At 60.5% G+C, this 26,933-nt stretch carries 23 protein-coding genes; 4 read left to right on the forward strand and 19 right to left on the reverse strand.

Annotated features, from left to right (window positions below; genetic code table 11):
- Positions 1–4 precede the first annotated feature (4 nt).
- Together ATO7_RS00460 and smc are read right to left on the reverse strand one after the other, a co-directional pair.
- Positions 5–679, reverse strand: coding sequence for a cell division protein ZipA (locus ATO7_RS00460; RefSeq protein WP_083558959.1), 675 nt, complete (start codon positions 677–679; stop codon positions 5–7).
- A gap of 41 nt (positions 680–720) precedes the next feature.
- Complete coding sequence (smc, locus tag ATO7_RS00465; RefSeq protein ID WP_083558960.1) at positions 721–4,209, reverse strand: chromosome segregation protein SMC; 3,489 nt, start codon at positions 4,207–4,209, stop codon at positions 721–723.
- Positions 4,210–4,312: 103 nt separating this feature from the next.
- Between smc and queF the strand changes: the two genes are divergently transcribed.
- The gene (gene queF / locus ATO7_RS00470) at positions 4,313–4,705 is read left to right on the forward strand and encodes a preQ(1) synthase (RefSeq protein ID WP_083558961.1); all 393 of its coding nucleotides are present in this window, start codon (positions 4,313–4,315) and stop codon (positions 4,703–4,705) included.
- Positions 4,706–4,708: 3 nt separating this feature from the next.
- On the opposite strand, the gene ATO7_RS00475 is transcribed toward queF, so the two are convergent.
- A complete protein-coding gene (locus tag ATO7_RS00475; RefSeq protein ID WP_083558962.1) occupies positions 4,709–5,494 on the reverse strand; it encodes an HAD-IA family hydrolase in 786 nt (261 codons plus the stop codon).
- Positions 5,495–5,732: 238 nt separating this feature from the next.
- On the opposite strand from ATO7_RS00475, the gene dksA reads away from it, so the two are divergent.
- From dksA to phaR, 3 genes are read left to right on the forward strand one after another with little or no spacing between them, the layout of a single operon-like run.
- Positions 5,733–6,182: an RNA polymerase-binding protein DksA gene (gene dksA / locus ATO7_RS00480; RefSeq protein WP_083558963.1), complete on the forward strand. Its 450-nt coding sequence runs from the start codon at positions 5,733–5,735 to the stop codon at positions 6,180–6,182.
- Positions 6,130–7,083, forward strand: a complete 954-nt coding sequence (gene gluQRS / locus ATO7_RS00485) for a tRNA glutamyl-Q(34) synthetase GluQRS (RefSeq protein ID WP_240499426.1) — start codon at positions 6,130–6,132, stop codon at positions 7,081–7,083. Before dksA ends, gluQRS begins: the two co-directional genes overlap by 53 nt.
- Positions 7,055–7,669 (forward strand): polyhydroxyalkanoate synthesis repressor PhaR, encoded by a 615-nt coding sequence (phaR, locus tag ATO7_RS00490; RefSeq protein ID WP_083558964.1) that lies wholly within the window; start codon positions 7,055–7,057, stop codon positions 7,667–7,669. The genes gluQRS and phaR overlap by 29 nt, the downstream gene beginning before the upstream one ends.
- Positions 7,670–8,049: 380 nt before the next feature.
- Here phaR and ATO7_RS00495 read toward each other — a convergent pair whose 3' ends face one another.
- From ATO7_RS00495 to ATO7_RS00570, 16 genes are all read right to left on the reverse strand, one after another.
- Complete coding sequence (locus ATO7_RS00495) at positions 8,050–9,072, reverse strand: ABC transporter ATP-binding protein (RefSeq protein WP_240499398.1); 1,023 nt, start codon at positions 9,070–9,072, stop codon at positions 8,050–8,052.
- A complete protein-coding gene (locus tag ATO7_RS00500) occupies positions 9,069–10,595 on the reverse strand; it encodes an ABC transporter permease (RefSeq protein ID WP_083558965.1) in 1,527 nt (508 codons plus the stop codon). The genes ATO7_RS00495 and ATO7_RS00500 overlap by 4 nt, the downstream gene beginning before the upstream one ends.
- Complete coding sequence (locus ATO7_RS00505) at positions 10,592–11,632, reverse strand: substrate-binding domain-containing protein (RefSeq protein WP_083558966.1); 1,041 nt, start codon at positions 11,630–11,632, stop codon at positions 10,592–10,594. The genes ATO7_RS00500 and ATO7_RS00505 overlap by 4 nt, the downstream gene beginning before the upstream one ends.
- A 1-nt stretch (position 11,633) precedes the next feature.
- A complete protein-coding gene (locus tag ATO7_RS00510) occupies positions 11,634–12,443 on the reverse strand; it encodes a hypothetical protein (RefSeq protein WP_083558967.1) in 810 nt (269 codons plus the stop codon).
- A 122-nt stretch (positions 12,444–12,565) separates the two neighbouring features.
- Complete coding sequence (gene rapA / locus ATO7_RS00515) at positions 12,566–15,454, reverse strand: RNA polymerase-associated protein RapA (RefSeq protein WP_240499399.1); 2,889 nt, start codon at positions 15,452–15,454, stop codon at positions 12,566–12,568.
- A 129-nt stretch (positions 15,455–15,583) separates the two neighbouring features.
- Entirely contained in the window at positions 15,584–17,497 is a 1,914-nt protein-coding gene (locus ATO7_RS00520; protein WP_083558969.1) for an N-acyl-D-amino-acid deacylase family protein, read from the reverse strand.
- 64 nt (positions 17,498–17,561) lie between these two features.
- Complete coding sequence (der, locus tag ATO7_RS00525; protein ID WP_083558970.1) at positions 17,562–18,980, reverse strand: ribosome biogenesis GTPase Der; 1,419 nt, start codon at positions 18,978–18,980, stop codon at positions 17,562–17,564.
- Positions 18,981–18,986: 6 nt separating this feature from the next.
- Positions 18,987–20,132, reverse strand: coding sequence for an outer membrane protein assembly factor BamB (bamB, locus tag ATO7_RS00530; protein ID WP_083558971.1), 1,146 nt, complete (start codon positions 20,130–20,132; stop codon positions 18,987–18,989).
- A 14-nt stretch (positions 20,133–20,146) separates the two neighbouring features.
- Entirely contained in the window at positions 20,147–20,791 is a 645-nt protein-coding gene (locus tag ATO7_RS00535; RefSeq protein WP_083558972.1) for a YfgM family protein, read from the reverse strand.
- 23 nt (positions 20,792–20,814) lie between these two features.
- The gene (gene hisS, locus ATO7_RS00540; RefSeq protein WP_083558973.1) at positions 20,815–22,086 is read right to left on the reverse strand and encodes a histidine--tRNA ligase; all 1,272 of its coding nucleotides are present in this window, start codon (positions 22,084–22,086) and stop codon (positions 20,815–20,817) included.
- Positions 22,083–23,174 (reverse strand): flavodoxin-dependent (E)-4-hydroxy-3-methylbut-2-enyl-diphosphate synthase, encoded by a 1,092-nt coding sequence (gene ispG, locus ATO7_RS00545; protein ID WP_083558974.1) that lies wholly within the window; start codon positions 23,172–23,174, stop codon positions 22,083–22,085. Before ispG ends, hisS begins: the two co-directional genes overlap by 4 nt.
- Positions 23,171–24,124: a helix-turn-helix domain-containing protein gene (locus tag ATO7_RS00550; protein WP_083558975.1), complete on the reverse strand. Its 954-nt coding sequence runs from the start codon at positions 24,122–24,124 to the stop codon at positions 23,171–23,173. Before ATO7_RS00550 ends, ispG begins: the two co-directional genes overlap by 4 nt.
- A gap of 2 nt (positions 24,125–24,126) precedes the next feature.
- Entirely contained in the window at positions 24,127–24,879 is a 753-nt protein-coding gene (gene pilW, locus ATO7_RS00555) for a type IV pilus biogenesis/stability protein PilW (protein WP_083558976.1), read from the reverse strand.
- Entirely contained in the window at positions 24,876–25,979 is a 1,104-nt protein-coding gene (gene rlmN / locus ATO7_RS00560) for a 23S rRNA (adenine(2503)-C(2))-methyltransferase RlmN (protein ID WP_083558977.1), read from the reverse strand. The genes pilW and rlmN overlap by 4 nt, the downstream gene beginning before the upstream one ends.
- A 16-nt stretch (positions 25,980–25,995) precedes the next feature.
- Positions 25,996–26,421: a nucleoside-diphosphate kinase gene (gene ndk / locus ATO7_RS00565; protein WP_083558978.1), complete on the reverse strand. Its 426-nt coding sequence runs from the start codon at positions 26,419–26,421 to the stop codon at positions 25,996–25,998.
- A gap of 144 nt (positions 26,422–26,565) precedes the next feature.
- Positions 26,566–26,928 carry a HesB/IscA family protein gene (locus ATO7_RS00570; RefSeq protein ID WP_083558979.1) on the reverse strand — a complete coding sequence of 121 codons (363 nt, stop codon included), beginning with the start codon at positions 26,926–26,928 and terminating at the stop codon, positions 26,566–26,568.
- Positions 26,929–26,933 lie beyond the last annotated feature (5 nt).

Genomic DNA, 26,933 nt, shown 5'->3' on the forward strand with positions numbered 1-26,933 from the left:
GGCGTTATTGCGCGGTGTAGGTGGCGCTGGCCTCGCGCATCCGCGCGATCATGTCTGTGGTCAAAGGCTGGCGCTGACGATCCAGCAAGGTGGCGTCGAGACGATCGGCCAGGGTCTGCGCGGTGGTCAGCAGATCATCAAATGCGGCCTCGCCATCCATGCTGCCCGGCAGCTGCAGGAACAGGCTCACGCCCGGGGTGTGCAGCTCATGTTTCTCTTCCGGGATCAGAAAGCCCGGCTTAACCATCGACGTGACCGAGAACACACGCTCGCCGTTCGGGCTGAAGCGGTGAAACACATCGTGAGCGCCGAACTGCAGGCCGCAGCTTTCCAGCGCCTGATGCAGCGCCTCGCCATCCATGTGACTGAGGTCGCTGCGGTGGACCGATATCACGAAAAGACCGCCAAACTCGTCGGTACTCTCACCGCTGACTGGATCTTCCACCGCCACCGACTCGTCCGGCTGACCGGCGTCACGCGGACGCGCTTTGCCCACGCCGAATTCGTCGAAGGAGGCGCTGTCGCTCTTGAAGAAATCGAGCTGATCCTCTTCCTGTCCTTCGCGCCGCCGCTTGTTGTTCCAAACGGCCTGCTTGGCAGCCTGGCGTCGGGCATGAAGATACACCCCCACCACGACGATCACGCCGATGACGAGGAGTGCCCACTGCATCTCATTCATGTTCGATTCCTGGTGTTTTTCTGGTATCCGGCATGGTGCCTTTATCCCGCCAGCGCCACGGCCTGTTGCACGTCGACACTGACCAGACGCGACACGCCGGGTTCCTGCATGGTCACGCCATTGAGCTGGTCGGCCAGCTCCATGGTGACCTTGTTATGGGTCACGATAATAAACTGTACCTGCTCGGACATCTCGCGCACCACCTCGCAATAACGCACGACATTGGCGTCATCCAACGGCGCATCAACCTCATCCAGCATGCAGAACGGGGCCGGGTTGAGTTCGAACAGGGCAAAAACCAGCGCCACTGCGGTCATGGCTTTTTCGCCACCGGAAAGCAGCTGGATGGTGGCGTTGCGCTTGCCGGGCGGCCGCGCCATCACCCGCACACCAGCATCCAGAACATCTTCGCCAGTCAGCTCGAGATAGGCCTCACCACCACCAAACAGTTTGGGGAAACGCGCTTTGAAGCGCTCGTTGACCGACTCGAACGTGGCCCGGAAGCGCGCCCGGGTTTCCTTGTCGATCTGCCGGATTGCATCCTCCAGCTTGTCCAGGGCCTCGACCAGATCCGCTTCCTGAGCGCGCAGATGATCGGCCCGCTGCTTTTCTTCGTCGTATTCCTCGACCGCAGCCAGATTGACGGCGCCAAGCCGCTGAATACGGCTGTCCAGTTTCTCGAGCTCTTCCTCACAGGCGCGTGCCTGCATGCTCTCATCCAGTTCGGCGATGATGTCATCGAGCCGTGCACCGGCCTCGCGAACCTGTTCTTCCAGCCCATCGCGCCGCGCCAGCAGACGCTGCTCGCCCAGCTGCATTTCCTGCAAACGAGCGCGTACGTTCTGTGAGGCCTGCTCGCACTGATGCACTGCGGCAGCGGCCTCACGTGCCTTGCTCACGCTCAGCTCCTGAGTCTGACGCGAGGTTTTGAGGGCCTCGGTTGCCGCCTCCCGGGCTTTGCTGGCAGCTGCAACCGCGTCCTGCAAGGCCGGCAACGGGGTCTGGATACTGTCCTGGTTTTGCTGCGATGCGGCCAGATTCTGTTCGACATCCTTGCGGCGCGCATCCAGCGCATCGCGCGCCGCCTGGGCCGCAGCCAGTTCGCTGCTCAATGCCGCACGACGCTCACGCGAACTGTCGAGCTGACGCTGCAAATCCTGCTGACGATGCCGCGCATCCTGCAATGCCTTGCGCGCAGCGTCGCTTTTTTCCAGTTGCGCACGCTCCTGCCGCTCCAGCGCCTCCAGCTCACCCCGACTGGCCTCCAGCAATTTCTCAGCCTGGTCACGGTCACGGCGCAGCTCGTCGAGCAACTTGCCAACCTCGGCCAGCTCTTCGCTGCGCTGCTGACGACGTTGCTCCAGCGTGCTTTTCTTCTCGCTCAGACGCTGACTCACGCTGCGCGCCTCAGCATGCTGGCGCCGCGCCTGATCCAGCGCCTGCAGCGCCTGCTGCTGGGCCTGCTCGGATTGTTTGAGCTGCTCCACCGCAGCCTGTTGCTGCTGATGCGCCTGCTCGGCGGCCTGCTGCGCCGCGCTGTTCTCATCACGCGCTTCGGCCAGCAGACGCTCACGCAGCAGTACACCATCGGCCTGCTGGCCTTTGCGGCGATGACTCAAACCCGGCCACAGCATATGGCCCTGCGCCGTGACCACGCTGTGCCCGGCGGCCAAAGTCGCCAGCTGCGTTTGTGCGGCGGCTGGTGATGCCGCCGTGAACACGGTCGCGAGCAGCTTGCGGATGGCCAACGGACCTTCGACCTGCGCCGCCAGCGAACCCTCCGGGGCCTGCCAGCTGGCATCGTCGAGTTCGATCAGGCGGGCCGGCTGGGCCTCGTCATCGCTGATCAGGGCCAGCTGTCCATCAATGCAAGGCGCTTGCAGCCACGGACCAAGCACCGCTTCAGCGGCGTCTTCCCAGCCCGGCTGTACGCGCATCACCCGTGCCAGCGGCTGCGCCTGCGACCAGCCCTTGTCGGCCAGCCAGCGCGTATCTGATTTGTCATCGTCACCCAGCGCCCGCGCCTGCTCCGCAGTGAGCGCGGCCAGACGTGCATGAACACTCTGCGCCTGCTTGCGCGCCTCGTGCAAAGCAGCGTCGCTGTCACCCCGCTCACGGCGCGCTTGCTCGACCTGCTGAACGGCCTGAGCAGCACGCACGTCGGCATCTTCCAGGGCCGCCGATGCGGCCTGCATGGCCTGCTCAGCGGCGGTGATTTGTTGCTCGACCTCACTCACGTCGATGGCCGCGAGATCCTGTTCGCACTGAGTTGCGCGCGCCTGGGTACGCTCCAGTTGCCGCCCCAGCTGCTCCAGACGCACCTTTTCTGTGGCCGCGACGGTGCGCGGTTTCTGCAGGGCATCGCGCAGGGTTTCCAGCGCGCGCTGTTCATCGGCCGCATGCTGCTCAGCCTGGGCCAGGCCGGATTCCAGGGTGGCCAGTTCCTGCTGGGCATCAGCCAACGTCTGTTGCAGCACGGTCAGCTGGGCGCCGAGTTCACGCCCACGCTCGTCGCGCTCCTTGAACTGGGCCAGCAACCGCTCACTTTCGCTGCGCAGGTCCTGCGCTTCCTTGTCGCGCAGGCGAATCATTTCCTGGGCGTGCTTGAGTTCCTGCTCGGCGCGCCCAAGTGCGGCTTCAGCCTCGTAATAGCGGGCCTGAACCGCCTGGGTCTCCTGGTTGCTCTGCTCGGCGGCATCGGCGGTCTGCTTGCGCGCCACGATGGCATCCTTGAGCCGCGCTTCGGCCTGATCCAGCTGCTGCTGGCAGGTCTGCAAACGTTCACGCGCTGCGGCGTGTTCGGTTTCCAGTTCGCGCCAGCGCAGGCCCAGCAACTGGCGACGCAAACGCCGCTGATCCTGCTTGTACTGCTTGAAGCGCTGGGCCGCCGCAGCTTGGCGCTGCAGTTTGCTCAAACGTTCATCGATCTCGCCCAGCAGATCTTCCAGGCGATCAAGGTTTTCCCGCGTGTGCCGAATGCGGATTTCGGTCTCCCGGCGCTTTTCCTTGTAGCGCGAGATCCCGGCCGACTCTTCCAGCATCTGGCGCAGTTCTTCGGGCTGCGCCTCAATCAGGCGCGAAACCGTACCCTGCTCGATGATGGCGTAGTTGGAGCGGCCGCCCAGACCGGTGCCCAGGAACAACTCGGTGATGTCCTTGCGCCGACAACGTGTGCCGTTGATATAGAACTGCGAGCCGCCATCACGCGACAGCTCACGACGCACGGCAATTTCGCCGTACTGCGCGTAGGGCCCTTCAATGGTCGCGTCACTGTTGTCGAACACCAGCTCGATCATGGCGCGCCCAACCGGCTTGCGCGTGCGCGAACCGTTGAAGATCACATCCGACAGCGCGGCGCCACGCAGCTGCTTGGCGCTGGATTCACCCAATACCCAACGCACGGCGTCGATCAGATTCGACTTGCCACACCCGTTCGGCCCGACCACAGCGGTCAGGTTGCTGGTCAGGGTCAGCTGAGTCTTGTCTACAAAGGACTTGAATCCGGCCAGCCGGATAGCGCTCAGGCGCATGCGCGAATCACGTCGGAAAACGAGCTAGTGTAAATTATGTTTCCCGGCGCCAACACTGCCGCCGCGGGTTCTTTCCTCAACATTGCGGTAATTCCTGAGCTCCATGTCCACTCGCCCGTCCAAAACCCTCGAAACCTTCCCCAATCCGAAGCCTGAGCGCGACTATGTGATCAGCATGCGCATGCCGGAATTCACCTGCCTGTGCCCCAAGACCGGTCAGCCGGACTTCGCCACGCTGTACCTGGACTTCATCGCCGACGAGCTGTGCGTGGAACTCAAGGCACTGAAGCTTTACCTGTGGTCGTTCCGTGACGAGGGTGCCTTTCACGAAGATGTGACCAACCGCATTGCCGATGATCTGGTTGCCGCCATCAACCCGCGCTATCTGCGCCTAAAGGCCGAGTTCTACGTGCGCGGCGGCATCTACACCACGGTGGTTGCGGAACACCGCAAAGCCGGTTGGACGCCAGCACCGCGGGTCGATCTGCCGGCCTGAGGCTCAGGCCGCGTCAACCAGATTCTGCAGAACCTGTGGGGTCGCGAACTGGTATCCATTGAGCACCTGGTCCCCCTTGAGCACCTGCCAGGGGGCGTCCGGCTCACCCAAATCCGACACCACCGCCTGAGCGGCAGCGAAATCATGCTCAAGGGTGTCCTGGTTGGCCGTGATCAAGGTGCGCACACCGGCCGCGGCCGCTGCGCATAGGCCCATGCCGGAATCTTCGATCGCCAGGCATTCCTCAGGCTTGAGACCGAGCAGCTCCACCGCGCGCAAATACAAATCCGGTGACGGTTTCTTGCGTGCGACCTGCTCACCACTGACGATGAAGTCAAACTGCTCAAGCAGTTCCGGCCCCAGGGCATAGTGCAAGAATGGCTGCAAACTGCGCTCGCTGGCGTTGGTGACCACAGCCAGACGCAAGCCTTCGGCCCGGGCCAACGCAATCAGTCGGGCCACGCCCGGCCGCAGGGTGACCTTGCCCTCTTCCAGACGCCGCCGGAACCAGCGCGATTTGGCTTCATGCACCAGATTGACCCAGTGCATCTGGTCCTTGTGCAGCTCATCAACAAACGCGTCAACCCGCGGCTTGTGCTTGATCAGATAATGCCGGATGCGCTCACGCCCACCAGGCAACAGCAGCAGCTCTTTGCGGTAAAGCTCGGGAGACCAGTGCCAGCTCAGGCCAATTTCGCTGAACGCGGCATTGTAGGCGGGCAGATGGCCCTGTTGCTCGGTATCGGACAGCGTGCCATCGACATCGAACAGCAACGCTTTCAAACGCATTGAACCCCTCGCCGTGGGCGGCGTGTCGCAGCCCGGAATACGGAATTCCGGTGCGAGGCCGAGGCGGTTTCAGGCCTGAGGTTCATAAGCGACAAATCAAGCAACTTTTACGTCTTGAAATCATACCGTATCGCACCCATGTTGCGGTGCTGCTTTGAAAAATTTTGAGCCAGTGCTCAGGCGCGTTGCCGCGCCCAAAAGTTTCTGGTACTACTAGCCGATTTCCGAACGAATAACTATGGCAGGATCAGTGGACAATAAAGCCTCCTCCAGCTCGAGCTACACCGACTTCACACCTTATGAGTTGAAGGACGGTGAGGAATACATGAATGATGCTCAGGTTGAGCATTTTCGGAGCATCCTCCTGAACTGGAAACGTTCGCTGATGGAAGAAGTTGATCGCACCGTGCATCACATGCAGGACGAAGCGGCCAACTTCCCGGACCCGACCGACCGTGCCACCCAGGAATCCGAGTTCAGCCTGGAATTGCGCACACGCGATCGCGAACGCAAGTTGATCCGCAAGATCGACAGCTCGCTGCGGCGCATTGACGACCACGATTTCGGCTTCTGCGAATCCTGCGGCGCCGATATCGGTATTCGTCGCCTCGAAGCACGCCCCACTGCCGAAATGTGTGTCGACTGCAAGAGCCTGGAAGAAATCCGCGAGCGCCAGCTCGGTCGCTGACCTTCTACGAGGCGCGTCGGGCCCGAGCATTTCCTACGTCGGACGATTCGCACCATCCCCCAGCGGACCGCTGCATGCCGGTTCGCTGGTAGCCGCCCTTGCCAGCTGGCTGGATGCGCGTGCCCATGGTGGTCGCTGGCTGTTACGCATCGAAGATATTGATGCAGCCCGCTGCGACCATAAACTTGGTTTGCACATCTGCGAAACCCTGCACGCTTTGGGCCTGCACTGGGACGGCCCGGTCATGTGGCAAAGCGAACGCCTTGAACGCTACGACGCAGTTCTCGAGGCACTCAAGCAAAGTGACCGGGTCTTTCCCTGCGCCTGCACCCGAAGGCATCTTCAACCCGCCGCCGACGCAAGCGGCGAAAAACGCTACCCCGGCCACTGCCGTCAAGGTATGCCGGCCGGCGAAACTCTGCGCAGTTGGCGCTTTCGCATTGAAGATGGCGCGGTGCCATTCACCGACCGACTGCTTGGCCCGCAAGTACACACTCCGGCCCAGCAATGCGGTGACATGGTCGTGCACCGCGCTGACGGCCTTTTCGCCTATCAGCTGGTTGTCGTCATCGATGATGCCGATCAAGGCGTCACCGATGTGGTGCGCGGTGCTGACCTGCTCACATCGACGGGACGGCAAATCCTGCTGCAGCGCACTTTAGGCGCCGCTCAGCCGCGTTACATGCACATCCCTTTGCTGACAGGTCACGACGGCGCCAAATTGAGCAAACAAAATGGTGCGGAAGAAATTCCCTGGCAGCACAGACCAGCTGACTGCCTGAATCAGGCCCTGGAATTTCTAGGTCTCCCCCCTCAAACCGGCTCAGTTAGCCAGATACTTGAATCCGCAACAGAAATCTGGCGGACGACCCATGTTGCAGCACGCCCTGCACCAAAATGAACGATTTCTGCACCTAGGGGTATGCCACGCTGATCTGATCTGGCAAACTAACTTTTTCGCATTGCAGCAATACATACCGACAGTGTCCCGCCGACAGACTGCTTCCGAGACCCGCATCATTAATAAGTATCCGAACCGGAGGCTTTATGACACGGTGATCTCGCGGTACATCACGCTCGATGAGATTCGTCAGCTGGTGCTCAAAAATGTCGATTTCAAAGTCATCGACAAACGCAGCAAAGACGACATCACCCGCAGCATCCTGCTGCAGGTGATCATGGAACAGGAAGAAGCTGGCACACCGATTCTGCGGGAAGAGGTGCTGCTCAACATCATTCGCTTCTACGGCGATTCCATGCAGCACAGTGTTAGCCACTACCTGGAACTGAGCATGGAGCTGTTCATTGATCAGCAAGCCCAGTTCAAGGAACAGGTCAAGCAAGTGCTCGGCTCGGCGGGTAATCCGCTACACGCCCTCAAAGAACTGGCGGATCAGAATCTGCCACTGTGGCGCAAGGTCCGCCAGGAACTGCTCAAAAACATCGGGCTACGTGGCGACAGCAAAGATCGCTCTGACGGCAACTAAGCCGCTCAAAAGCCTCTAAAAGAAGCCTCAGAAACTATGTCGAGGCGACAACAAGTTCCCTAAGCTGCGGATCGGCACGCTTTGTGCTTTTGATTAATAAATCCGTAATTTCAGAATGTTAGTGTCGAATTCGGGTCGCGAAATTTTTTTCGCAGCGCAACAAAAAAAGCTTGACGCAGTGCAACAAGACCTCTATACTGCACCGCAACATGAGTTAACACTCAACAAGACGGAAGCGACATTCGATTCGCGTCTTAAACCAAGTCTCCTCCAGAAAGACCTCGTGTCTTTCTCGCACCTTGGCCCCCTGCTCTCAGGGGGCTTTTTTTTGCCTGCCTCACAGACAGCCCCCGCGATATGCTCAAACGCGTCGGAACTGTCTAGGCGCGAGGGAAAGCAGTCAGCGGTTCTGTGGCATTGATGCGTAATACCACACGCTGGCCCGGCGACAGGCTCTGTTCATGATTGACCCGAACACGCACGCTGCCACCTTCATCAAGCGCCACACGGTAAAGACGCGTGCCACCCTCGTAGCGACTCCAACTGATTTCGCCCTGCCCTTGGCTGGCAGAAGCCTGCGTCAATTCAAGGTCATCCGGACGCACCAGCAAATCAACCTCAGTCGCGACATCGCTATCGGCCATCATCGCCGGCGCACTGCCCAGCGCTGTTTTCGCGACCCCGCCACCAAACTGGCCAGGTACAAAGCTCGCCTCACCCAAAAAGCCCGCGACAAACCGATTGGCAGGCCGCCCAAAGCAATGTTCCGGCGGTGCAACCTGCTGCAGACGACCAGCATTGAGTACGCCGACCTGATCACCCACTGACAGCGCTTCAGCCTGATCGTGGGTCACCCAGATCGCAGGCACACCTGCCTCCTTCAATGCGTCGCGAATTTCCCAGCGCACCACGTCCTTCAAACTCGCATCAAGACTGGACAACGGCTCATCCAGCAGCATCAGTGAGGGCTCGTGAGCCAGCGCTCTTGCCAGCGCTACCCGCTGTTTTTGCCCACCCGACAAACGCTCAGGCCTGGCCTCGCGCAGCGGCTCCAGTCCAAGTCGGTTCAGCCAGTGATTGACCGGTGCCTGGTTGCTCAAACGAAAGCCAACATTCTGCGCCACGCTCAGATGCGGGAACAGGGCAAAGTCCTGAAAAACCATACCAATATGACGCTTCTCGGGCGGCACATGGTCCGCTGCGCCGATGCGTCGGTCGCCCAGCTGAATCTGGCCACACTCGATCGGCACCAACCCCGCCACCGCCTGCAAAATGGTCGTTTTGCCGCAGCCCGTGGGCCCCACCAGCATCAAGATGTCATCACCGTCGAGCGTGAAGTTCAGGTCGCGAACAACTGGCGTTGCACCGTAACTCACCCCAAGATCACGTACTTCAAGCTTCAACGACGATTATCCTCAAGAACACTGCGTCCACCGCGCGCTTCTCCAGACAGCATCAGCACCAGCCCCAGCGCGGAAATCAAAATCAGCAAGAGCCCCGGCACCGCCGCACGACCAAAGTAGCCTGCTTCGTAAACGCGCCAGAGGTAGGTGGCCAAGGTCTCATAGCCGGTAGGCCCCAACAGCAGAGTTGCCGGCAACTCGCGCATCACTTCCAGAAAGACAAGCGCGCCGCCAGCCACGATACCACGCAGTGTCAGCGGCAAAGTGATGCGCCGAAAGGCCTCCCCGCGGCTGGCTCCAAGAGTACGTGCTGCATTGACTAGTTTGGGATCGATTCGCTCGCTGGTAGAGCGCACCGCGCCGACTGCTAGCGGTAGAAAACGCAGAACATAGGCCAGCACCAGCAAAGCCAAGGTTTGATAGAGCAACGGCAACTTCAGGCCAAGATAAACCAAGGCCGTACCCATCACGATGCCCGGCACCCCAAAGCCCAGATAGGTCAACCGCTCCATGAGCCGACCCGCACGACCGCTCATCGCAGCATGCGCCACCGGCACCGCCAGTACCACGGCGACCAACGCCGCCAACAGCGCCGCGTAGGCCGAGTTCCAGGCATACGCCAACTCGAACCCCTCTGCACCATCACGCCACAGCCATATGCCGAACACCGCCAAAGGCAAGGCGATGGCCAAAAGAACTATGGGCGCAACAGCAGCGAACAGAGCAACGCTCTGTCTACGGCTTGGCCATATCGACAAACTTCTTCCGGGCAGTTCCTGCGGCGTCTTGACCCGTGATTCCAGATACAGCACCAGCCCGACAATGCTCAGCAATTGCAACGACAACATCGCCGCCTGACTCAGGCCGAAGGCGTTGTACTCGACAAAGATCACCCGGGTGAATGTATCCAGCCGCATGATTGCCGGCGTGCCAAAATCTGACAAGGCGTACATGGCCGCGAGCAAGGCACCGGCCGCAATGCCATTGCGCACACGCGGCAGCACCACCCGCCACAGGCTCATCGGCAACGATAAGCCCAGCGTGCGCGCAGCATTGACCTGACTGGCATCAAGACTGCACAACGATGCGCGCGTGGTGAGCAAAACAAACGGATAGGTGTACAGCGCCATCACCAGCGCCGCACCAAACATGCCATCCAGGCTTGGCGTGGAGAGCCCGGTGAGCGTTTCAATCTCACCGCCAGGCCCAAACGCAGCGTAAAAGGTGAAGGCTCCGATGTAGCTGGGCAATGCCAGTGGCGCAGCCAAGGCCACCAGCCACACGCGGCGCCATGGCACTTCGACATACGCCGTCAAAAGCGCCAGCGGTACGCCGATCAACACCGAACCCAGCACCGTGAGCGCCATGAGCACTACGGTGTTGAGCAAGACCTTTAGATTGTAAGGACTGAACGGATCTGGCGCGTCACCGACCAGCGTGACCAGAACCACCACGGGCAAGACCGCAACCAGCGCAATAAGCCCGGCCAGCGGGTAGGACGGCGGCGGCCAGCGAACCCTCATAACACGCCAGCATCACGCATCAAATTCAGAGTCGGGCGCAAATCGGCCAGCTGAGTCAGGTCGATCTTGGGCGGCTGGACGCTGGCCAAAGGCGGCAAACCCTGCGGCATTGCCACGCCATCCACCAGCGGAATCTCATACGCCTCCTCAGCAAGATACGACTGTACTTCGCGGGTCAGCAGATAACGAATAAAGGTCACCGCAGCAGGGTTCTCACCCAACGCCAGAATGCCCGAAGCATTGACCAGGCAACCGGCATCGTTGTTGGTAAACGCCAGGGCCACATTGGCATCAGGTTTACCGGCCTTGAGACGCAAGGTGTAGTAGTGATTGGCAAACCCCAGGTCAACCTCACCACGCTCCACACCCATCACCACGCCCAATTCACCGGCGTAGCTCTTGGCATGACGCTTAACCCCCTTGAGCCAATCGCGTGTGGCTTGATCACCACGATCCAGCCGCATTGCCGTCACGAATGACTGAAACGACGCGTAAGCCGGTGCCCAACCCACTTTAAGCGAGCTGTCAGCCAGCGCCATCACATCGTCGGGCACCTGTTCAGCACTCACGCTTGTCGGGTTATACGGCAAAGTGCGAATACGCCCGGTCACCGGCGCCCAAGCTTCGTAGCGAAATCCGGGCTTAAGTTGAGCACTGATATCGGCCGGTAAATCACGCGCCAAGCCGGCCTCTTCCACAACCCCGATCGCGCCAGAGTCGACCGCCCAGAACAAATCAGCACGCCGCACATTCGCGCGCCCTTCGGCCACTATGGCATTCGCCAGTGCCGCGGTGGGACCGCGCCGAACACCCAGTTTCAGCTTGGGATTGCGTTTGCGAATCGCATCAAGCACACGTTCGTACAAACCGCCCTCGCCCCGCCCCAGGTAGAGGGTCAACTCGCCCTCAATCGGCGGCAGATCCTCAACTGAGACGGCCTCGCTCGCATCTGCAGCAAAGACCGTGTTCAGCCCTGCCGGCAATGCCCCCACGACACCACCTGCAGCCAGGGTTTGCAGGAATTGACGGCGGCGCATGCTAGAACACGTCCCGTCGATTCTTGTCCGCTTCCTTGAGCAATTTACGCGCACGCTCAAGCTTGGTCTGCATAGCGCTGACAACGCCCTGCACCGTTCGGGTCGCATTTTTGCTCTGCAACGCCTTGAGCAAGGTCACGTTGAAATCTTTTTCCAGATCTTCAACCAGATCCGCGTCCTGCTCAATCAGCGCGCCCTCAACCCCTTCAAATCGATTCAGATACGTCGCATGCACCAATGATTTGGCTTTCTCAATCTCGCCCTTACGATACAGCGCGAGCACGTCATCCAGCGTATCGGCAATCTCTTCCAGCGTCGCTGTAGGGCTTTGTGCCGCCTCGTCAGTCGAGGTGCTGGGTGCTGGTTGAGCAAGCTGATGCTGGGCGGCCAACTTCACAACCCCCATGCCCTGCCACAGGGCCTTGGCAAAGGCCATGCGTTGCGCCTCTGCCTCGGCTGCTGGCTTGCCTTCCTCCATCGCCTGCTTCATGCCGTAAATGCCTTGCCAAACTTCGGCATAGATCGGCACGTAATTCAGCTCGATCGCCAGATGGACTTTAACCGCCTCAAAGTTATCAATGAGTTCATCGGTATTCACACCTTTTGAACCCTTGTCAGCGTAGACCTGAATCAAAGCCTGCGCCTTGTCGAGCAACCATTTGATTTCGGCTTCGTACTCGGCGAGATGATTGCTCAACTCACGCACATGCGCATCGCTGCCACCGTGCGCACTGGCATTGCCCGGTGCGTCGGCAAAAACCGGCGCGCACAGTGCAAAGGACAACAGTCCGGCACAAATCTTCAGTTTCATCGACATCCCTTCTCTCACTTGCGTCCGAATAAAACGCAAATGCTAGTCATTATCAATTGCTGCGTAAACACTTGACGGCACAATTTCCGGCATGCCCCGCAACCGACTGCAGGCTTTCCAGGCTAGGTCGCAATTGCGATGCGCACAGCATCCAGCTGCAATGCTGCCGCCCGCAATCGTTCTTCCAGCTGAGCCGTCTCGGCTTGATACTGATCTATCTCCTGCTGGCGTACATTGGGATTGACCTCCGCCAATGCCAGCAAGCGCTGCAAGCCATCGTCACGCTCCGCCCTCATCTGATTCATCGCAGCATCGATCAGTTCATCCTGCAGCGCTGCAGCCTGCTTTTCAGAGGTATCAAGCAAACTCTGCAGCACCTTTTCGGCACGTTTGACCAGCGCATGCGCGGTTTGTTTTGGAACACGCTCCGCAATCATGTGCAATTGATCCGCCGGGAGCTGCTCGGACAAGTCACGTCCCAGATTGTCACGCAACAAACGCACCGGCTCGGCAGGCAGATAACGCTCAAGCTGCAAAGCCCGCGGCGCCTGAACTCCGAGCACAAACAAGCTTTCAACCAGCAGCGTGCCTGGCGCGACACCACCGAGCTTGACCGTGCACAAGGCTGTGTTGCCAAAGTCTCCACTCAGGATCATGTCCATGGCCCCGGTCACCATGGGGTGTTCCCAGGTCAGGAAATGCATGTCTTCGCGGCTCATGGCAACGTCTCGGCGAAACGTTGCGGTCAACCCATCTTCCGGCAGTGCAGGAAAATGCTGGCCATGCATGTGGTTTCCTGGCCGCGCGATGACCGCCTCAGCACTGTGCGATTCGTGCTCGACCCCGAACGCATCAAAGACCTGTTCCATATACGGCGCAAGGACGCCAGGGCGCTCGTACTCGCGCACCATGTTGACCCATTCATCCGCCTTGTCAGGCTGGCAGGAGTTCAGTTCGAGCAGGCGATCACGCCCTTGCTCCTGTCGTGCCTGCTCCTGAGCAACAAAGCTTTGTGCATCGGAAATCAGGCTCTGCAACGGCTGCTCATCGGCGGCTTGCAGGGCTTGCAGCAGGGCCTCACCGTAACGATTGATGACCGCTTGGCCGATTTGGAAGGGGCTTTCAAATGCGCCCAGCCCGTCGGCGTACCAGTTCAGAAGACGTTGCTGGGCCGTGCCCTCAAGGTAGGGCACATGAATCTGGATGACGCCGGTTTGACCGATGCGATCCAGGCGGCCAATTCGTTGCTCCAGCAAATCCGGATCCAGCGGCAGATCAAACAGGATAAGGTGTCGCGCGAACTGGAAATTACGCCCTTCGCTGCCGATTTCCGAGCACAGCAGGATCTGTACACCGTCCTCATCATCCGCAAACCAGGCTGCGGCCCGGTCGCGTTCCAGCAGGCTCATGCCTTCATGGAAGAGCCCCGAGTAGCAGCCGGCAAGACGCAGTTGCTGCTCCAGTTCGCAAACGGTTTCGGCCGAGCGGCAAATCAGCAGCACCTTGTCCTGGCGATGCTGTTTGAGAAATTCGACCAACCAACCCAAGCGGGGGTCGTCATCCAGGCCGAGTACTTGCTCTGGATGCAGCTGATCATCAAGCGCCACATCGGCAGGCAAAGCTTGCGATCCGCTAAGTGGCCAGGCATGCAGCTCGCGGCCGGGAAAGCCCTTCACCGAAGCACGGGTATTGCGGAACAGCACGCGCCCCGTGCCATGTCGATCAAGCAAATCACGGGTCAGGCGCTCAAGCGCCACCGTCTGGGCGGAAGCATCAGCGCCATCAACCTCGGCAACGACCGCAGCAACCCGATCGGTACCCAGATAGGCATCCAGCACCTCACGCAAGCCCTGCTCCGAGCTCAAGCGCTGCCAGGCGTTGTCCTGACGCAATGCCATCAGCACATCACTGATCTGCTGGTACTGCTGCTCCTGATCAACGAATTGCTGTAAATCGTGATAGCGATCAGGATCCAGCAGGCGCAGACGCGCAAAGTGTCCCGAACGCCCGAGTTGCTCGGGAGTCGCGGTCAACAAAAGCAAACCGGGAACCTGCTCTGCCAGGCGTTCAACGCACGCATAGGCGGGACTGCTGTTTTCCGGTGTCCAGGCCAGGTGATGCGCTTCGTCAACCACCAGGATATCCCAGCCAGCCGCACGAGCCTGCTCGGCCCGGGAAGTATCAGCGGCCAGAAAATTCTCGCCGCACAACACCAGCTGTGCGCTTTCGAACGGATTGATGTCGTCAGCACTGACGTCATCCTCTTGCAACCCACTCGCCTCACCCTCCAGGGCCATGCAGCGGGCTTCATCGAGTATCGTGAAACGCAGATTGAAGCGCCGCAGCATCTCAACCAGCCATTGATGCAACAGGGCCTCGGGCACCACCACCAGCACACGGCTGGCGCGCCCACTGATCAACTGCTGGTGCACGATCATGCCTGCCTCAATGGTTTTGCCCAGGCCGACCTCGTCGGCCAGCAAAACGCGCGGGGCGTGGCGGCTTGCCACTTCGTGTGCAATGTAAATCTGGTGCGGTAACAGCTGAACCCGTGGTCCCAGCAACCCCCGCACAGGGCTTTGCATCTGCACCCCGTGATGCAGGCGCGTGTTGTAGCGCAAGCGGTAACGTGACAAGCGATCGATCTGACCGGCAAACAGCCTCTCGCGCGGGCTGTTTAGACGGATCACCGCATGCAGCTGCTCTTCCGGCAGCAGCACATCTTTGCCGTCTTCATCTTCACACAGATAGATAATGACGCCGTTGTTTTCCAGGGTGTCCGTAACCTTGAGCCGGCGCTCCTGGTTGTCATGGATCATCTCACCCTGACGAAATTGCACCCGGCTAAGCGGTGCCGAGCGCGCGGCGTAAGCGCGCTCCTCATCGGCGGCGGGAAAGCACACCTGGACCACCCGGCCCTCGGCCTGCACCACCAGGCCCAGGCCCAGTTCCGGTTCGGTACTACTGATCCATCGCTGCCCGACGGCAAAGACGGTGACGCTGTCTGTCAAAACCACTCCTGTCATTGTGCGCGCGGCGTCGCGGCGCGCAGTTTACTGGGCTCGGCAAAAATTGAACACAGGCCTGTCATTCGGACATAAAAAAGCCCGCCGGACAGCGGGCCTTTCCGACAGTAGCGTTCAGGCCGCTTGTGGCAAGCTGGAAGATCCGGCCTGGTTCGTCTGGCCGGCGCGCAAGACCTGCCCCAGACGGGCTTTGCCCACCACCGGTGTAAAACCACCATTTTGCCAGGCCGCCTGACCGGCCACCCAGACCGCGGTCACCACACCATCAGAGCGGTTCACCATCTGTTTGTGACCAAACTCCTCGCGATATTCCAGGCGGGTCTTGCGCTCAGAGTCATACGCGCGCAGCGCACGCGGGTCCAGCAACACCAAGTCTGCGGCGCAACCGACCTCAACCAGCCCCACATCAAGCCCAAAAAACTCCGCCGGGTCGCGGGTCAAGCGACGCACATGCTCCGCCACCGCGGCATCACCATCCGTCATGATGAGCTGCAACCCCCGCAGATTGGCATCGTAAAAAGCCATGTTGGTCAGGTGAGCACCGGAATCATTGAAGCCTGGCAGGCTCATGGGATCGGTCAGCGCACGTTTGTAAACCGCCGCATCGGCGTTCGCCGCCAGTACGTACCAGCGCAGGTCGGTATCAAACAGCTGCAGCAGTGCCAGCAGGAAATCGCAGTCGTCTTCAACCGTAAAGGCCAGACGCCCGAACACTTGTGCTTCGTCCTGGTTAATGGCCCGACCGCTGCGCTTCCAGTCCATGAAACGGACATAAATCTGCGCCAGGGTCTGATCCTTCCAGGCGGCCACGGGCCGCTCGGTCATGACCATGTCAGCCAGATCGCGCGTCAGTGTGTCGTCCATGATGTTGAGGCGGCGCTTGAGACGTGCCAAGGAAAAACCGCGCTTGTCGTGATTCCACATGCGTTTGAAGCGCGCGCGATAAGCCGGGTCATTGAGCAAGGCCATACGCGCTTCGCGATCTTCAAGATCCGGCTCATTGAGCTCCCGCATTTCCGGCACTTCTTCCGCCAGCGGCGTGATCATGCCATCGGCATAAACCTTGAACGGCGCCGCCAAGGCTTGCAGGCGAAAGCGCCCCTGCAGCCAGCGTGAGTTGATCAGACGCATCAGGAACAGGCCCATGCGCAGAATGGATTTGTTCGAACTCACGTCCAACGCGGCGACGGCGGTAACCTTGAGTGGCTTGCCAAACAGACGGCCGCTGCTGAGCAGGAAATTGCGCAAGGTGCCCAAACGACTGTCCTTGGGCGGCGTGGCCTGCCAAACGCGATCGTAGCGCCGCACCACCTGAGTCAAGCGCTTGAGTTCGGAGAACGAACCAAACTGGGTCGGGATTTTGCGTCGACGGTTAGGATCATTGGCCAGGTAGTGAAACGGCAAGGCATCGGTGGAAAAACCGGCGTAGCCCTCCTGCATGCCCTTCTCAACCAACGCCTCCATTTGTGCGAGTTCGTCAGATGTCGGCTCACGACTGACCGAACCTTGCAGCCCCATAACCTCGGCTCGCAACATCGAATGCGGGATCAGTGGCACCACATTGGGGCCCAGCGCAAGCCGATCGAAGTGGTTCAGATAACTCCCGCTATCGTTCCAGTCGACCGCGTCGGCAACTTTGCTGAGAACCGCTTTGGGCACATTCTCAACGCGCGCAAAGCAGTCCACGATGGGATCTTCGCCATTGCGACGCTGCGCGCCGAAAGCCAGGCCCAGCGAGCAATTCGACATGACCACGGTGGTGGTGCCGTGGCGCAGCACTTCCGGCAGACCAGGCGCCAGTTCAACCTCCAGATCCAGATGGGTATGAACATCCAGCAACCCGGGCATCAACCATTGCCCTTCAGCGTCAACCACCTCACTGGCCTTGGTCGCATCCAGCTGCGCCCCGCGTGCCACGACACGCCCATCAGCCAGCGCCACATCATGCATCACGGGCGGTGCACCCGTGCCATCAAACAACTTGGCGCCGCGGATCAGTACATCCCAGCGCTCGGTTTGCAGCGTCATCGCTCTCTCCTCTTTGCTGCCTGGGATGCTACCGCGTCAGCTGCAACGTCGGCGTCGTAAAATCTCAGGACTTGCCGGATTTGATGCGGTGGCGAATCATCCGGTCACGCTTGCGCCGCTGACCGGTTGACAGCTCATTCTTGCGATCTTTATAGGGGTTATCGCTGGTCTTGAAGTGCAAATGCACCGGCGTGCCGTCAAGCTCGAAGGCTTGGCGAAACGCATTGACCAGATAACGCCGATAGTTGTTATTGAGCTTTTCGGTCTGATTGCCGTGAATCACGATGGTCGGCGGATTGCGACCACCCTGATGGGCATAGCGCAGCTTGATGCGCCGCCCGGCCACCGCGGGTGGCGGATGTGCATGCACGGCCTTTTCCAGCACAGCAGACAGTGCCGAGGTGCTCAGATCACAAAATGCGGCACGATGGGCCTTACTCACCGCTTGCATCAGTTCTTTCAGACGCGAGCCGTGCAAGGCCGAAATGCTCACAAAGCTGGCGTAATCCAGAAATGGCAGTTTGCGCTCAACCTCGGATTTGATCTGCGCGCGCTGCTCGTCTTCGAGGCCATCCCATTTGTTGATGGCGACCACGATGGCGCGACCACTTTCCGCCACCATGCCAAGAATCCGCGCATCCTGGGCACCAACACCTTCTCGGGCATCGATCAGCGCCACCACAACATTGGAGGCTTCGATAGCCTGCAGGGTTTTGACCACGCTGAACTTTTCGATGCGATCATAAACCTTGGCCTTACGCCGCAAACCCGCCGTATCAATAAGCGTGTACGGCTTGCCGTTGTACTCGAAGGCAACCTCCACGCTGTCACGGGTCGTGCCAGCCACATCTGAAGCAATCACCCGGTTTTCACCCACCAGTCGATTCAACAGGGTCGACTTGCCGGCGTTTGGTCGACCGACCAGGGCAACAGCCACACGACCGTGCTCACGCCGAGGTTTATTGCTTGGCGCCAGCGCAATGCGCTGAGCCAGCAGTTCACGCAGCAGCCCCATGCCCTGCCCGTGCGCGGCCGCAATCCCCAGGGGATCACCCAGCCCCAGCGCGAAGAAATCCGCCGCCAGCACATCGCGGTCCAGCCCTTCACATTTGTTCATGACCAGGCAAGTCTTGGCCGTATGGGGCCGCAACATTTCCGCGATGGCCTGGTCTTCACTCACCACACCGGCGCGACCATCAACCATGAACAGAACGAAATCGGCCTCTTCTATCGCCAGGCGGCTTTGTTCGGCAACGCTGGCGTCCAGACCTTCTGCCTGCTCCATGATGCCGCCGGTATCGACCACAATGCAGTGGCCATCGGCGATATCGGCAAGACCGTACTGCCGGTCACGGGTGAGACCGGCTTCGTCAGCAACCAACGCATCACGCGTGCGCGTCAGCTGATTGAACAGCGTGCTTTTGCCAACGTTCGGGCGCCCCACCAGCGCCACCGTAGGCGCAACCAACGGGGCATGTTCCATGTTGTGTTATCCAGCCGAATTAACAGGCACCCAGTCGAGTGCGCGCAAACGCCCACCCCGACCAAGCACATAAACCACGCCATCAGCCGCCTGCATGGGGCGATTGACGGCATCGTCCACCACCTTACGCCGACCGATGATCGCACCGTCTGCAGACGACACGGCGTGCATATAACCTTCGAAATCACTGACCAGCACGTTGCCCTTGAACGCTAACGGAGCGCTCAAACCACGATGCTTGAGCTGATTCTGTTCCCAGATCGCAGCACCATTGCTGGGGTCCAGGCACCACAGCACAGCCTCGGCATCGGTCACATAGAGGCAGCGGCCATCAAAATCCATACCGGTGTAGCTGGCCAGACTGCGGCGCCATAGCGTGCGCCCATTGGTGGTGGCCAGCGCAACCAGATCGCCGCCGTAACTGGCCGCAAAAAGCACATCATTGACCAGCAGCAGATCTGCATCCACGTCCACGATGCGTTCGATCTCCGAACGCCCGGTCGGCAGACTCACAGCCTCTTCCCACAACGGCTCGCCAGTGGTGCGATCCAGCGCGATGACGCGACCGTTGTCCATGCCGACATACGCTGCATTGCTGTCCAGCAGGGTGTTACCGGCACCGCGAAGAATCAGCGCAGGCACCGAGCGGTTCAGGGTCCAACGACGCTCACCATCAGCTGGATTGAGGCCGTAGATGCGTCCATCGCCGCTGCGCATCACAACCAGGTCTCGATCACCCACCGGCGGCGCGATGACCTCGCTGCTCAGCTCGGTGCTCCAGCGCACGCTGCCGTCACTGGCTTCAACGGCAACCGCCTGCCCGCTCAAGGTACCGAAGATCAGCGCACCATCAGCCAAGGCCGGCCCGGCCGACAGACGAAAATCCGTTTTCTGTGACCACAGGGTTTCGCCCTGCGCATCCAGCGCCTGGATATGGCCTTTGCTGTCGCCGACAAAGACACGCCCTGCAGCCAGCAACGGGCGCAAGCCACTAAGCCCCTGACTGTCCGCCGTTTTTGTCGCCCAGCGGCTTTCGCCACGTACCTGAGGATCGGCAATCTGACGCAGCGGCTCAGGCTTGGCGACGGTGGATTTTCCGGAACACGCCGCAAGGGCGCTGGCGGCAAGCAACAGGAGCAGGGTTTGACGCATGATCAAGGTCGGCCTTAGTTAAGCGCGTCCAGCTTCTGCTGAACTGTGTTGTTATCAATGAAATCGGCGTTGCTGGCCAGGGCCGCCTGATAGGCTTCCCGTGCGGCGGCTGCATCGCCCGCTGCCCGCGCAATGTCACCCTTGAGATCGCTGTACAAGGGGCCATAGCCATTCTCCGGGGCCTCATTCAGCAGTGTCAGCGCTTGGTCGCTTTTGTCCTGCGCCCACAGCGCGCGAGCCAGACGCAAAATGGCCAGCCCCTCAATCGCAACATCAGCCTGCCCGTCAATGACTTCGCGCAAGCTGGCTTCTGCCGCTGCCCAGTCGCCGCTATCTGCCTGCGCTTGGGCCAGGGCCAGCTGCGACTGCGCAACGTACGGCGACTTGGGATGCGCCGCAACCAAAGCTTCGATCTCGGCATTTGCCGCATCAAGCTGCTCGCTGGCGAGCATCGCTTTGATCGACTCATAGCGGGTCGATGCCGTTGCGGCCTGGGCGTCACTGTAATCGCCGTAGTACTGCCAGCCCAGGATGCCGCCAAGGCCCAAGACCAGGCCACCCAGCAGCGACAGCCAGTTCTCCTTCCACCACTTCTGCAGGGCTTCTACTTGTTCCTGATCGGATTTCTCGAATTCCACCGTTTGTCCTCGAATCAACATCGCGGCTTTGCTGCCGCTTCAAATCATGCAGCCGGATAGTGCTGCTGAATAAATTCCACTGCTTCGGACCAGCCCATCAGGGTCTGGTTCTGTTCGCCGCGCAGGGCTTTGACCTGCACCTGCCGCTGGTCGAGTTCATCCTCGCCCAGTATCAATGCCCAGTCCGCGCCGGACTGATCCGCGCGCTTGAGCTGCGCCTTGAGCTTGCCGCTGACCGACACCTGCACCCGTAGCCCGGCATCACGCAACAGCTCGGCCACCTGGGTGGCCGCGCAACCAACCTCACCCAGCGCGCAGATAAAGGCCTGCGGTGCGCGCGTGACACGCACGTCACCCTCCACAGCCTTGATCAGCAACACCACCCGCTCCAGGCCCATGGCGAAACCGATGGCCGGCACATCACCGCCGCCCAGCTGGCTGACCAGCGCATCATAACGCCCACCGGCACACACCGTACCCTGAGCACCCAGACGATCGGTGGTCCACTCGAACACGGTGCGGCTGTAGTAGTCTAGCCCGCGCACCAAACGCGGATTCAGCGTATAGCCAATACCCAGCGCATCCAGCCCTTGCTGGACAGCGGCGAAGTGCTCACGTGATTCGGCATCGATGTAATCATCGAACACCGGCGCATCGGCAACGATCTCGCGGGTGCGCGCGACCTTGCTGTCAAAGATGCGCAAGGGGTTGGTCTTCAGGCGCCGCTGCGAATCCTCATCCAGCTCCGCTTCAAAGGGCGTTAAATAGTCCACCACCGCCTGACGATACGCGGCGCGCGACTCGCTGGTACCCAGGGTGTTGAGCTCCAGGGTCACCACATCAGCCAGGCCCAGTGCGGCCAGCAAACGTGCCGACAAGGCGATCACCTCGACATCCACATCCGGCCCGGCCATGCCGTAGGCCTCAACGCCGATCTGCTCGAACTGACGGTAGCGGCCCGCCTGTGGGCGCTCATGTCGGAACATCGGCCCGGCGTACCAGAAACGCTGCTGCTGGTTGTGCAGCAAGCCGTTGTCGATGCCGGCGCGGACGCAGCCTGCGGTACCTTCCGGACGCAGACTCATGGAGGTCTTTTCGCGATCAGAGAAGGTGAACATCTCCTTCTCAACGATGTCGGTGGCCTCGCCGACCGAGCGACTGAACAGCTCGGTCGCCTCCATCAGCGGCAGGCGCACCTCACGGTAGCCGTACAGGTCCATGACCTGTTGCGCATGGCTCAGAACGCCACGCCACCAAGCGGTGTCCTCGGGCAGAACATCATTAAAGCCCCGCAGGGCGCGGACACGTTGACTCATGGGTTACCGCAGGGTTTCTTGCCGATCTTCTGACGCACCAGGTCTTCCAGGCCGATCACCAGATCTTCATTCTTGAGTTTGTGTTGAATCTTGCCGTCGACGAACACGCTGTTGGGATTGCCGCCGGTCACGCCGATGTGCGCTTCGCGCGCTTCACCCGGCCCGTTGACCACGCAACCAATCACCGCGACATCCATGGACTCGTCGATGTCGTCAAAGCGCGCTTCAAGTTCGTTGACCGTCTTGATCACATCAAAATTCTGCCGTGAGCACGACGGACAGGCGATCAGGTTGATCCCGCGAGAACGCAGGTGCAGAGACTTGAGCATGTCCCAGCCGACCTTGATTTCCTGCACCGGATCAGCCGCCAGCGAAACCCGGATGGTGTCGCCGATACCATCGGCCAGCAGCATGCCCAGGCCAATCGACGACTTCACCGCGCCGGCGCGCTCACCACCGGCCTCGGTAATACCCAGATGCAGCGGCTGTTCAATCTGTGCTGCCAGCTTGCGGTAGGCAAACACGGTCATGAAAACTTCCGAAGCCTTAAGGCTGATCTTGAAGTCCTGAAAATCGTGCCGATCAAGAATGTCGATGTGGCGAAATGCGGACTCAACCAGTGCATCGGAATTCGGCTCGCCGTATTTTTCCTGCAGATCCTTTTCCAGCGACCCGGCGTTGACCCCGACACGAATCGGAATACCGTGATGGCGAGCACAGGCGATCACCTCGGCCACCTTGCGCTCGCTGCCGATATTGCCCGGGTTGATGCGCAGACAATCGGCGCCCTGCTCGGCCGCCGCCAGCCCGACCTTGTAGTTGAAATGGATGTCGGCCACCAGCGGGATGGTCACCCGCTTGCGAATCTTGCCGAAAGCTTCGGCCGCATCCAGGGTCGGCACGGACACCCGCACGATGTCGGCGCCCGCCTTCTGGATGGCCTGAATCTGGGCCACGGTGGCTTCCACATCACGTGTTTCGGTGTTGGTCATGCTCTGCACCGAGATCGGTGCATCACCACCGACCGGGACATGGCCAACCATGATCTGACGCGACTTGCGCCGGGTGATCGTGTGATGGGACTTCACGGGGTCACCTCGTCGCTCACGCGCCCTTGCGCGTCAATGTAGAAAAACGCGCGCAGATCACTCTCAATCTGCGCTTTGAATTCAACCGGTTGGCCCTGCACCCAGATGCGCACGTTGTCGGCCCGCCCCAGTGATAGCTTGAACGGCGGCTGACCCGTGAATTCACGCACGGAGCCGGGCTGCAGAAGTTTGTAGAGCAACTTGTTGCCCGAGGGATCACGCACATCCAGCCAGGCCTCGCCACCCTGCACCTCAACCCGCACCTCGGGGCGTACAGGCGCTGCTGCCGGCGCGGCGGCGCTGGCTTGCGGCGTGGCCGTGGGGCGCACCTCAGGCGTGGGCTGCGCAGTGACGGCTGCCAGTGTTGGCGCGGGGGTCACCAGCGGGCTCTGCATCGGCGCCTCATTGCGAGAAGACGCGTCGACTTCAGTTCGCGCTGGACGTTCGACGGGGGCAGTGCTTGGTTGCGGCGTTGGTATGGCTCCCACCGGCGACGGCGCGGTCTGCGCCGCGGCCTCAGCAGCGCCATCCTTGTCCCACAACCACAGGGCACTGATCGCAAAAACCACGAGGATCAACCCGATGGCGACAGCCAGTGCAACACGACCTGGCCCCTCGCGGTAGGCAATCGAAGGACGCTGATCGATGGTCGGCACCGGCGACATGGTGCCGCTGTGACGCTCATAGGCTTCAACCAGCAAATCACCATTCAGACCCAGCGCTTCGGCACACTTGCGGTAGTAGCCGCGCGCGTACACCGGCTCGCCCATGCCCAGATAATCGTCGCGCTCGACCATGTGCAGCACATTGTCGGTCAATCGCGTACGCGCACTCATGTCTTCGATCGACAGGCCGCGCTGTTCCCGCGTCTGGCGTACCAACTTGCCGGGTACCGGTATCTGGCTCAAATCTTCAGGAGCATCCAGATATTCGTAATCCTGCTCACTCATGGCTACCAGGCTTCCCCAGTATTCAGGTCAATGCGGGTTCCGATATCCGGCGCACGCGACAGCAATTCGTCGGCATAGGCCTGAACGGCGGTGCGATCGCCCAGCGCATGTTCGGTTCGCAGCCCCAGCACCAGACTTTCCAGCGAGTGCCCACCCTGCGCTTCCAGGCGCTGCAGAAATGCGCGCGCACGCAAGTAATCCTGGCGCTCGTAGCTGATCGCGGCCAAGTGGCGCAGCGCACGAGCGTAGCGCGGGTTATAGACCAACGCGCGTCGGAAGTTTTCTTCCGCACGCGCCACGTCGCCATTGCGTTGGTAACACGCTGCCGCGTTGCCGTAGGCGACTTCCGGCGTGGTGTAGCGCGGCATCGACAAGGCTTTGGCGAACTGTTGTTCAGCCGCATCCAGCTCGCCCTGATCACACAGAAACTGGCCGTAGCTGGCAATAATATTGCCATCCTCTGGTGCCAACGAACGCGCACGATCAAAGGCGCGACGGGCCTTGCCGCCTTCGCCGTAATGCGCATGCACCAGCGCCAAACCCCAATGGGTATCGGCCAATTTGTCGTTTTGCTCTAAAGCTTTGTTCAGGCGTGAGGAGGCCAGCTCGATATTGCCCTGGCGCAGATAATCCAAACCCAGCTGGGTGTTGATGCGCGCGGCCTGGTCAAGATCGGCCTCGAAACGCGGTGAACCGGTCTGCACACAGGCCGAGAGCAGCACAACGGCAAGCAATGTCGCCCAGCGCCGCATCATGACTGCACCACCACGGGAATCTCGCTCAAGCGACGGCGCTGGCGGTTCTTGACCTGCCCGACCAGCTGACCGCACGCGGCATCGATGTCGTCGCCGCGCGTTTTGCGCGTGGTGGTCACAATGCGCTTGCCACGCAGAATCTCGGCAAACGCCTGCACCGCTTCGGGCTTGGAGGTTTTATAGCTCGTGCCCTGAAACGGATTGAAAGGAATCAGATTGACCTTGGCCGGCAGACCGCGCAGCAGAGCCGCCAACGCGCGCGCCTGTTGTGCGGAATCGTTGACGCCATCCAGCATCACGTACTCGTACACGATCTGAACGTGCCGGTCCTTGCCATCGGTGTAACGGCGACAGGCCGCCATCAATTCCGACAGCGGATATTTACGGTTGATGGGGACGATCTCGTTACGCAGATCATCGTCGGCGGCATGCAGAGACACGGCCAACGCGGTGTCCACGGTTTCGCGCAGACGGTCGATGAACGGCACCAGCCCGGAGGTGCTGACCGTAACCCGGCGCTTGGACAGGCCGTAGCCGAGATCATCCAGCAGCACGCGAATGGCCGTCACCACCTGGTCAAAATTGGCCAGCGGCTCGCCCATGCCCATGAACACCACATTGGAGATCACGCGCTGCTCGCGCGGCACGGCGTTGAGCGCCTTCTGCGCAAACCACACCTGACCGAGGATTTCCGAAGCCGACAGGTTGCGCGAGAAACCCTGGGTGGCGGTGGCACAGAACTGACAGTCCATGGCACAGCCGACCTGCGAGGAGATGCACAAGGTGCCGCGTGCCGCCTCGGGAATGAACACGGTTTCAACCGCGTTGCCCTCGTCCACCCGCAACAACCATTTGCGCGTGCCGTCGGCCGAGACCTGCTCGGTAATGAGCTCGGGCGTGCGCACCTCGGCAATGTCCTGCAGCTGCTCGCGCAAGGCCTTGGCAATATCGGTCATCGCCTCGAAGCGCGGCTCGCTGCGCTGATACATCCATTGCATCAGCTGACGCGCACGAAAAGGCCGCTCCCCCAACGCTGCGAACCATTGTTCGAGCGCCGGGCGATCCATACCCAGAAGATTGGTGGGAGCGGCCTGTGTCATCGCGTTCTCGTCGGTCTTAGCCGCGCGGGCAGAGGCCGGATTCGCCGAAGAAGTAGTCGATTTCGACTTTGGCGGTTTCCGGCGCATCACTGCCGTGCACGGCATTGGCGTCGATGGAGTCTGCGAAATCAGCACGGATCGTGCCAGGCGCAGCGTCTTTCGGGTTGGTGGCACCCATCAGATCACGGTTCTTGGCAATGGCGCCTTCACCTTCCAGCACCTGCACCATCACCGGACCGGAAATCATGAACTCGACCAGATCGTTGAAGAACGGACGCTCTTTGTGCACGGCGTAAAAACCTTCCGCGTCGGCACGGCTCAACTGAACCATGCGCGCTGCCACGATCTGCAGACCGGCCTTTTCGAAACGGCTGTAGATTTCACCGATCACGTTCTTGGCAACGGCGTCGGGTTTGATGATGGAGAGCGTGCGCTCTGTCATGAAAAGCTCCTGTAAACAAAGCCCGATGACTGCGTGCGCAGCATCGGGCGCAAAAAGGGATCGTGAATGGAGCACCGCTTTACGCACCAGCGCACAGCAGCACTCCCTTAACCGACCGAATTTTAACGGTTTACGGCGTTTCTGTCACAGCGTCGCAGGGCGTGCGTTGCTGCTGGGCGCCGCCGTGGTGAAGCTTTCGCCGCAGCCGCACAGCTCCTCGGCGTTGGGATTGTCGAAATGAAACAGCTCATTGAGCCCTTCGCGACGAAAATCCAGGGTCAGCCCCTGCAACAACGGCAGGCTATCCACCTCGACAAACAACTTGACGCCATGCGCTTCGACCAGGTGGTCGCCCGGCGCAGCTTCGTCAGCGTAATCCAGCACATAGGAGTAGCCCGAGCAGCCCGTTTCACGCACGGCCAGACGCAAACCAAGGCCGTGGCCACGGCGTTCGATTTGCGAGCGGATACGCTCGGCAGCAGCAGGGGTCAGGGTAATCTCATTCATAGTTC

It is taken from the genome of Oceanococcus atlanticus, assembly GCF_002088235.1.
Classification (GTDB): domain Bacteria; phylum Pseudomonadota; class Gammaproteobacteria; order Nevskiales; family Oceanococcaceae; genus Oceanococcus; species Oceanococcus atlanticus.

What these genes read in the sequence shown, in the direction of transcription:
- ATO7_RS00570 (WP_083558979.1), bottom strand. Translation starts at nt 26,928, where the DNA reads ATGAATGAGATTACCCTGACCCCTGCTGCTGCCGAGCGTATCCGCTCG.
- ATO7_RS00460 (WP_083558959.1), bottom strand. Translation starts at nt 679, where the DNA reads ATGAATGAGATGCAGTGGGCACTCCTCGTCATCGGCGTGATCGTCGTG.
- pilW (WP_083558976.1), bottom strand. Translation starts at nt 24,879, where the DNA reads ATGATGCGGCGCTGGGCGACATTGCTTGCCGTTGTGCTGCTCTCGGCC.
- bamB (WP_083558971.1), bottom strand. Translation starts at nt 20,132, where the DNA reads ATGCGTCAAACCCTGCTCCTGTTGCTTGCCGCCAGCGCCCTTGCGGCG.
- dksA (WP_083558963.1), top strand. Translation starts at nt 5,733, where the DNA reads ATGGCAGGATCAGTGGACAATAAAGCCTCCTCCAGCTCGAGCTACACC.
- ATO7_RS00475 (WP_083558962.1), bottom strand. Translation starts at nt 5,494, where the DNA reads ATGCGTTTGAAAGCGTTGCTGTTCGATGTCGATGGCACGCTGTCCGAT.
- ATO7_RS00505 (WP_083558966.1), bottom strand. Translation starts at nt 11,632, where the DNA reads ATGCGCCGCCGTCAATTCCTGCAAACCCTGGCTGCAGGTGGTGTCGTG.
- ATO7_RS00535 (WP_083558972.1), bottom strand. Translation starts at nt 20,791, where the DNA reads ATGTTGATTCGAGGACAAACGGTGGAATTCGAGAAATCCGATCAGGAA.
- phaR (WP_083558964.1), top strand. Translation starts at nt 7,055, where the DNA reads ATGTTGCAGCACGCCCTGCACCAAAATGAACGATTTCTGCACCTAGGG.
- queF (WP_083558961.1), top strand. Translation starts at nt 4,313, where the DNA reads ATGTCCACTCGCCCGTCCAAAACCCTCGAAACCTTCCCCAATCCGAAG.
- ATO7_RS00500 (WP_083558965.1), bottom strand. Translation starts at nt 10,595, where the DNA reads ATGAGGGTTCGCTGGCCGCCGCCGTCCTACCCGCTGGCCGGGCTTATT.
- hisS (WP_083558973.1), bottom strand. Translation starts at nt 22,086, where the DNA reads ATGAGTCAACGTGTCCGCGCCCTGCGGGGCTTTAATGATGTTCTGCCC.
- ATO7_RS00550 (WP_083558975.1), bottom strand. Translation starts at nt 24,124, where the DNA reads ATGAGTGAGCAGGATTACGAATATCTGGATGCTCCTGAAGATTTGAGC.
- rlmN (WP_083558977.1), bottom strand. Translation starts at nt 25,979, where the DNA reads ATGACACAGGCCGCTCCCACCAATCTTCTGGGTATGGATCGCCCGGCG.
- ATO7_RS00520 (WP_083558969.1), bottom strand. Translation starts at nt 17,497, where the DNA reads ATGACGCTGCAAACCGAGCGCTGGGATGTACTGATCCGCGGCGCCAAG.
- ATO7_RS00510 (WP_083558967.1), bottom strand. Translation starts at nt 12,443, where the DNA reads ATGAAACTGAAGATTTGTGCCGGACTGTTGTCCTTTGCACTGTGCGCG.
- der (WP_083558970.1), bottom strand. Translation starts at nt 18,980, where the DNA reads ATGGAACATGCCCCGTTGGTTGCGCCTACGGTGGCGCTGGTGGGGCGC.
- ndk (WP_083558978.1), bottom strand. Translation starts at nt 26,421, where the DNA reads ATGACAGAGCGCACGCTCTCCATCATCAAACCCGACGCCGTTGCCAAG.
- smc (WP_083558960.1), bottom strand. Translation starts at nt 4,209, where the DNA reads ATGCGCCTGAGCGCTATCCGGCTGGCCGGATTCAAGTCCTTTGTAGAC.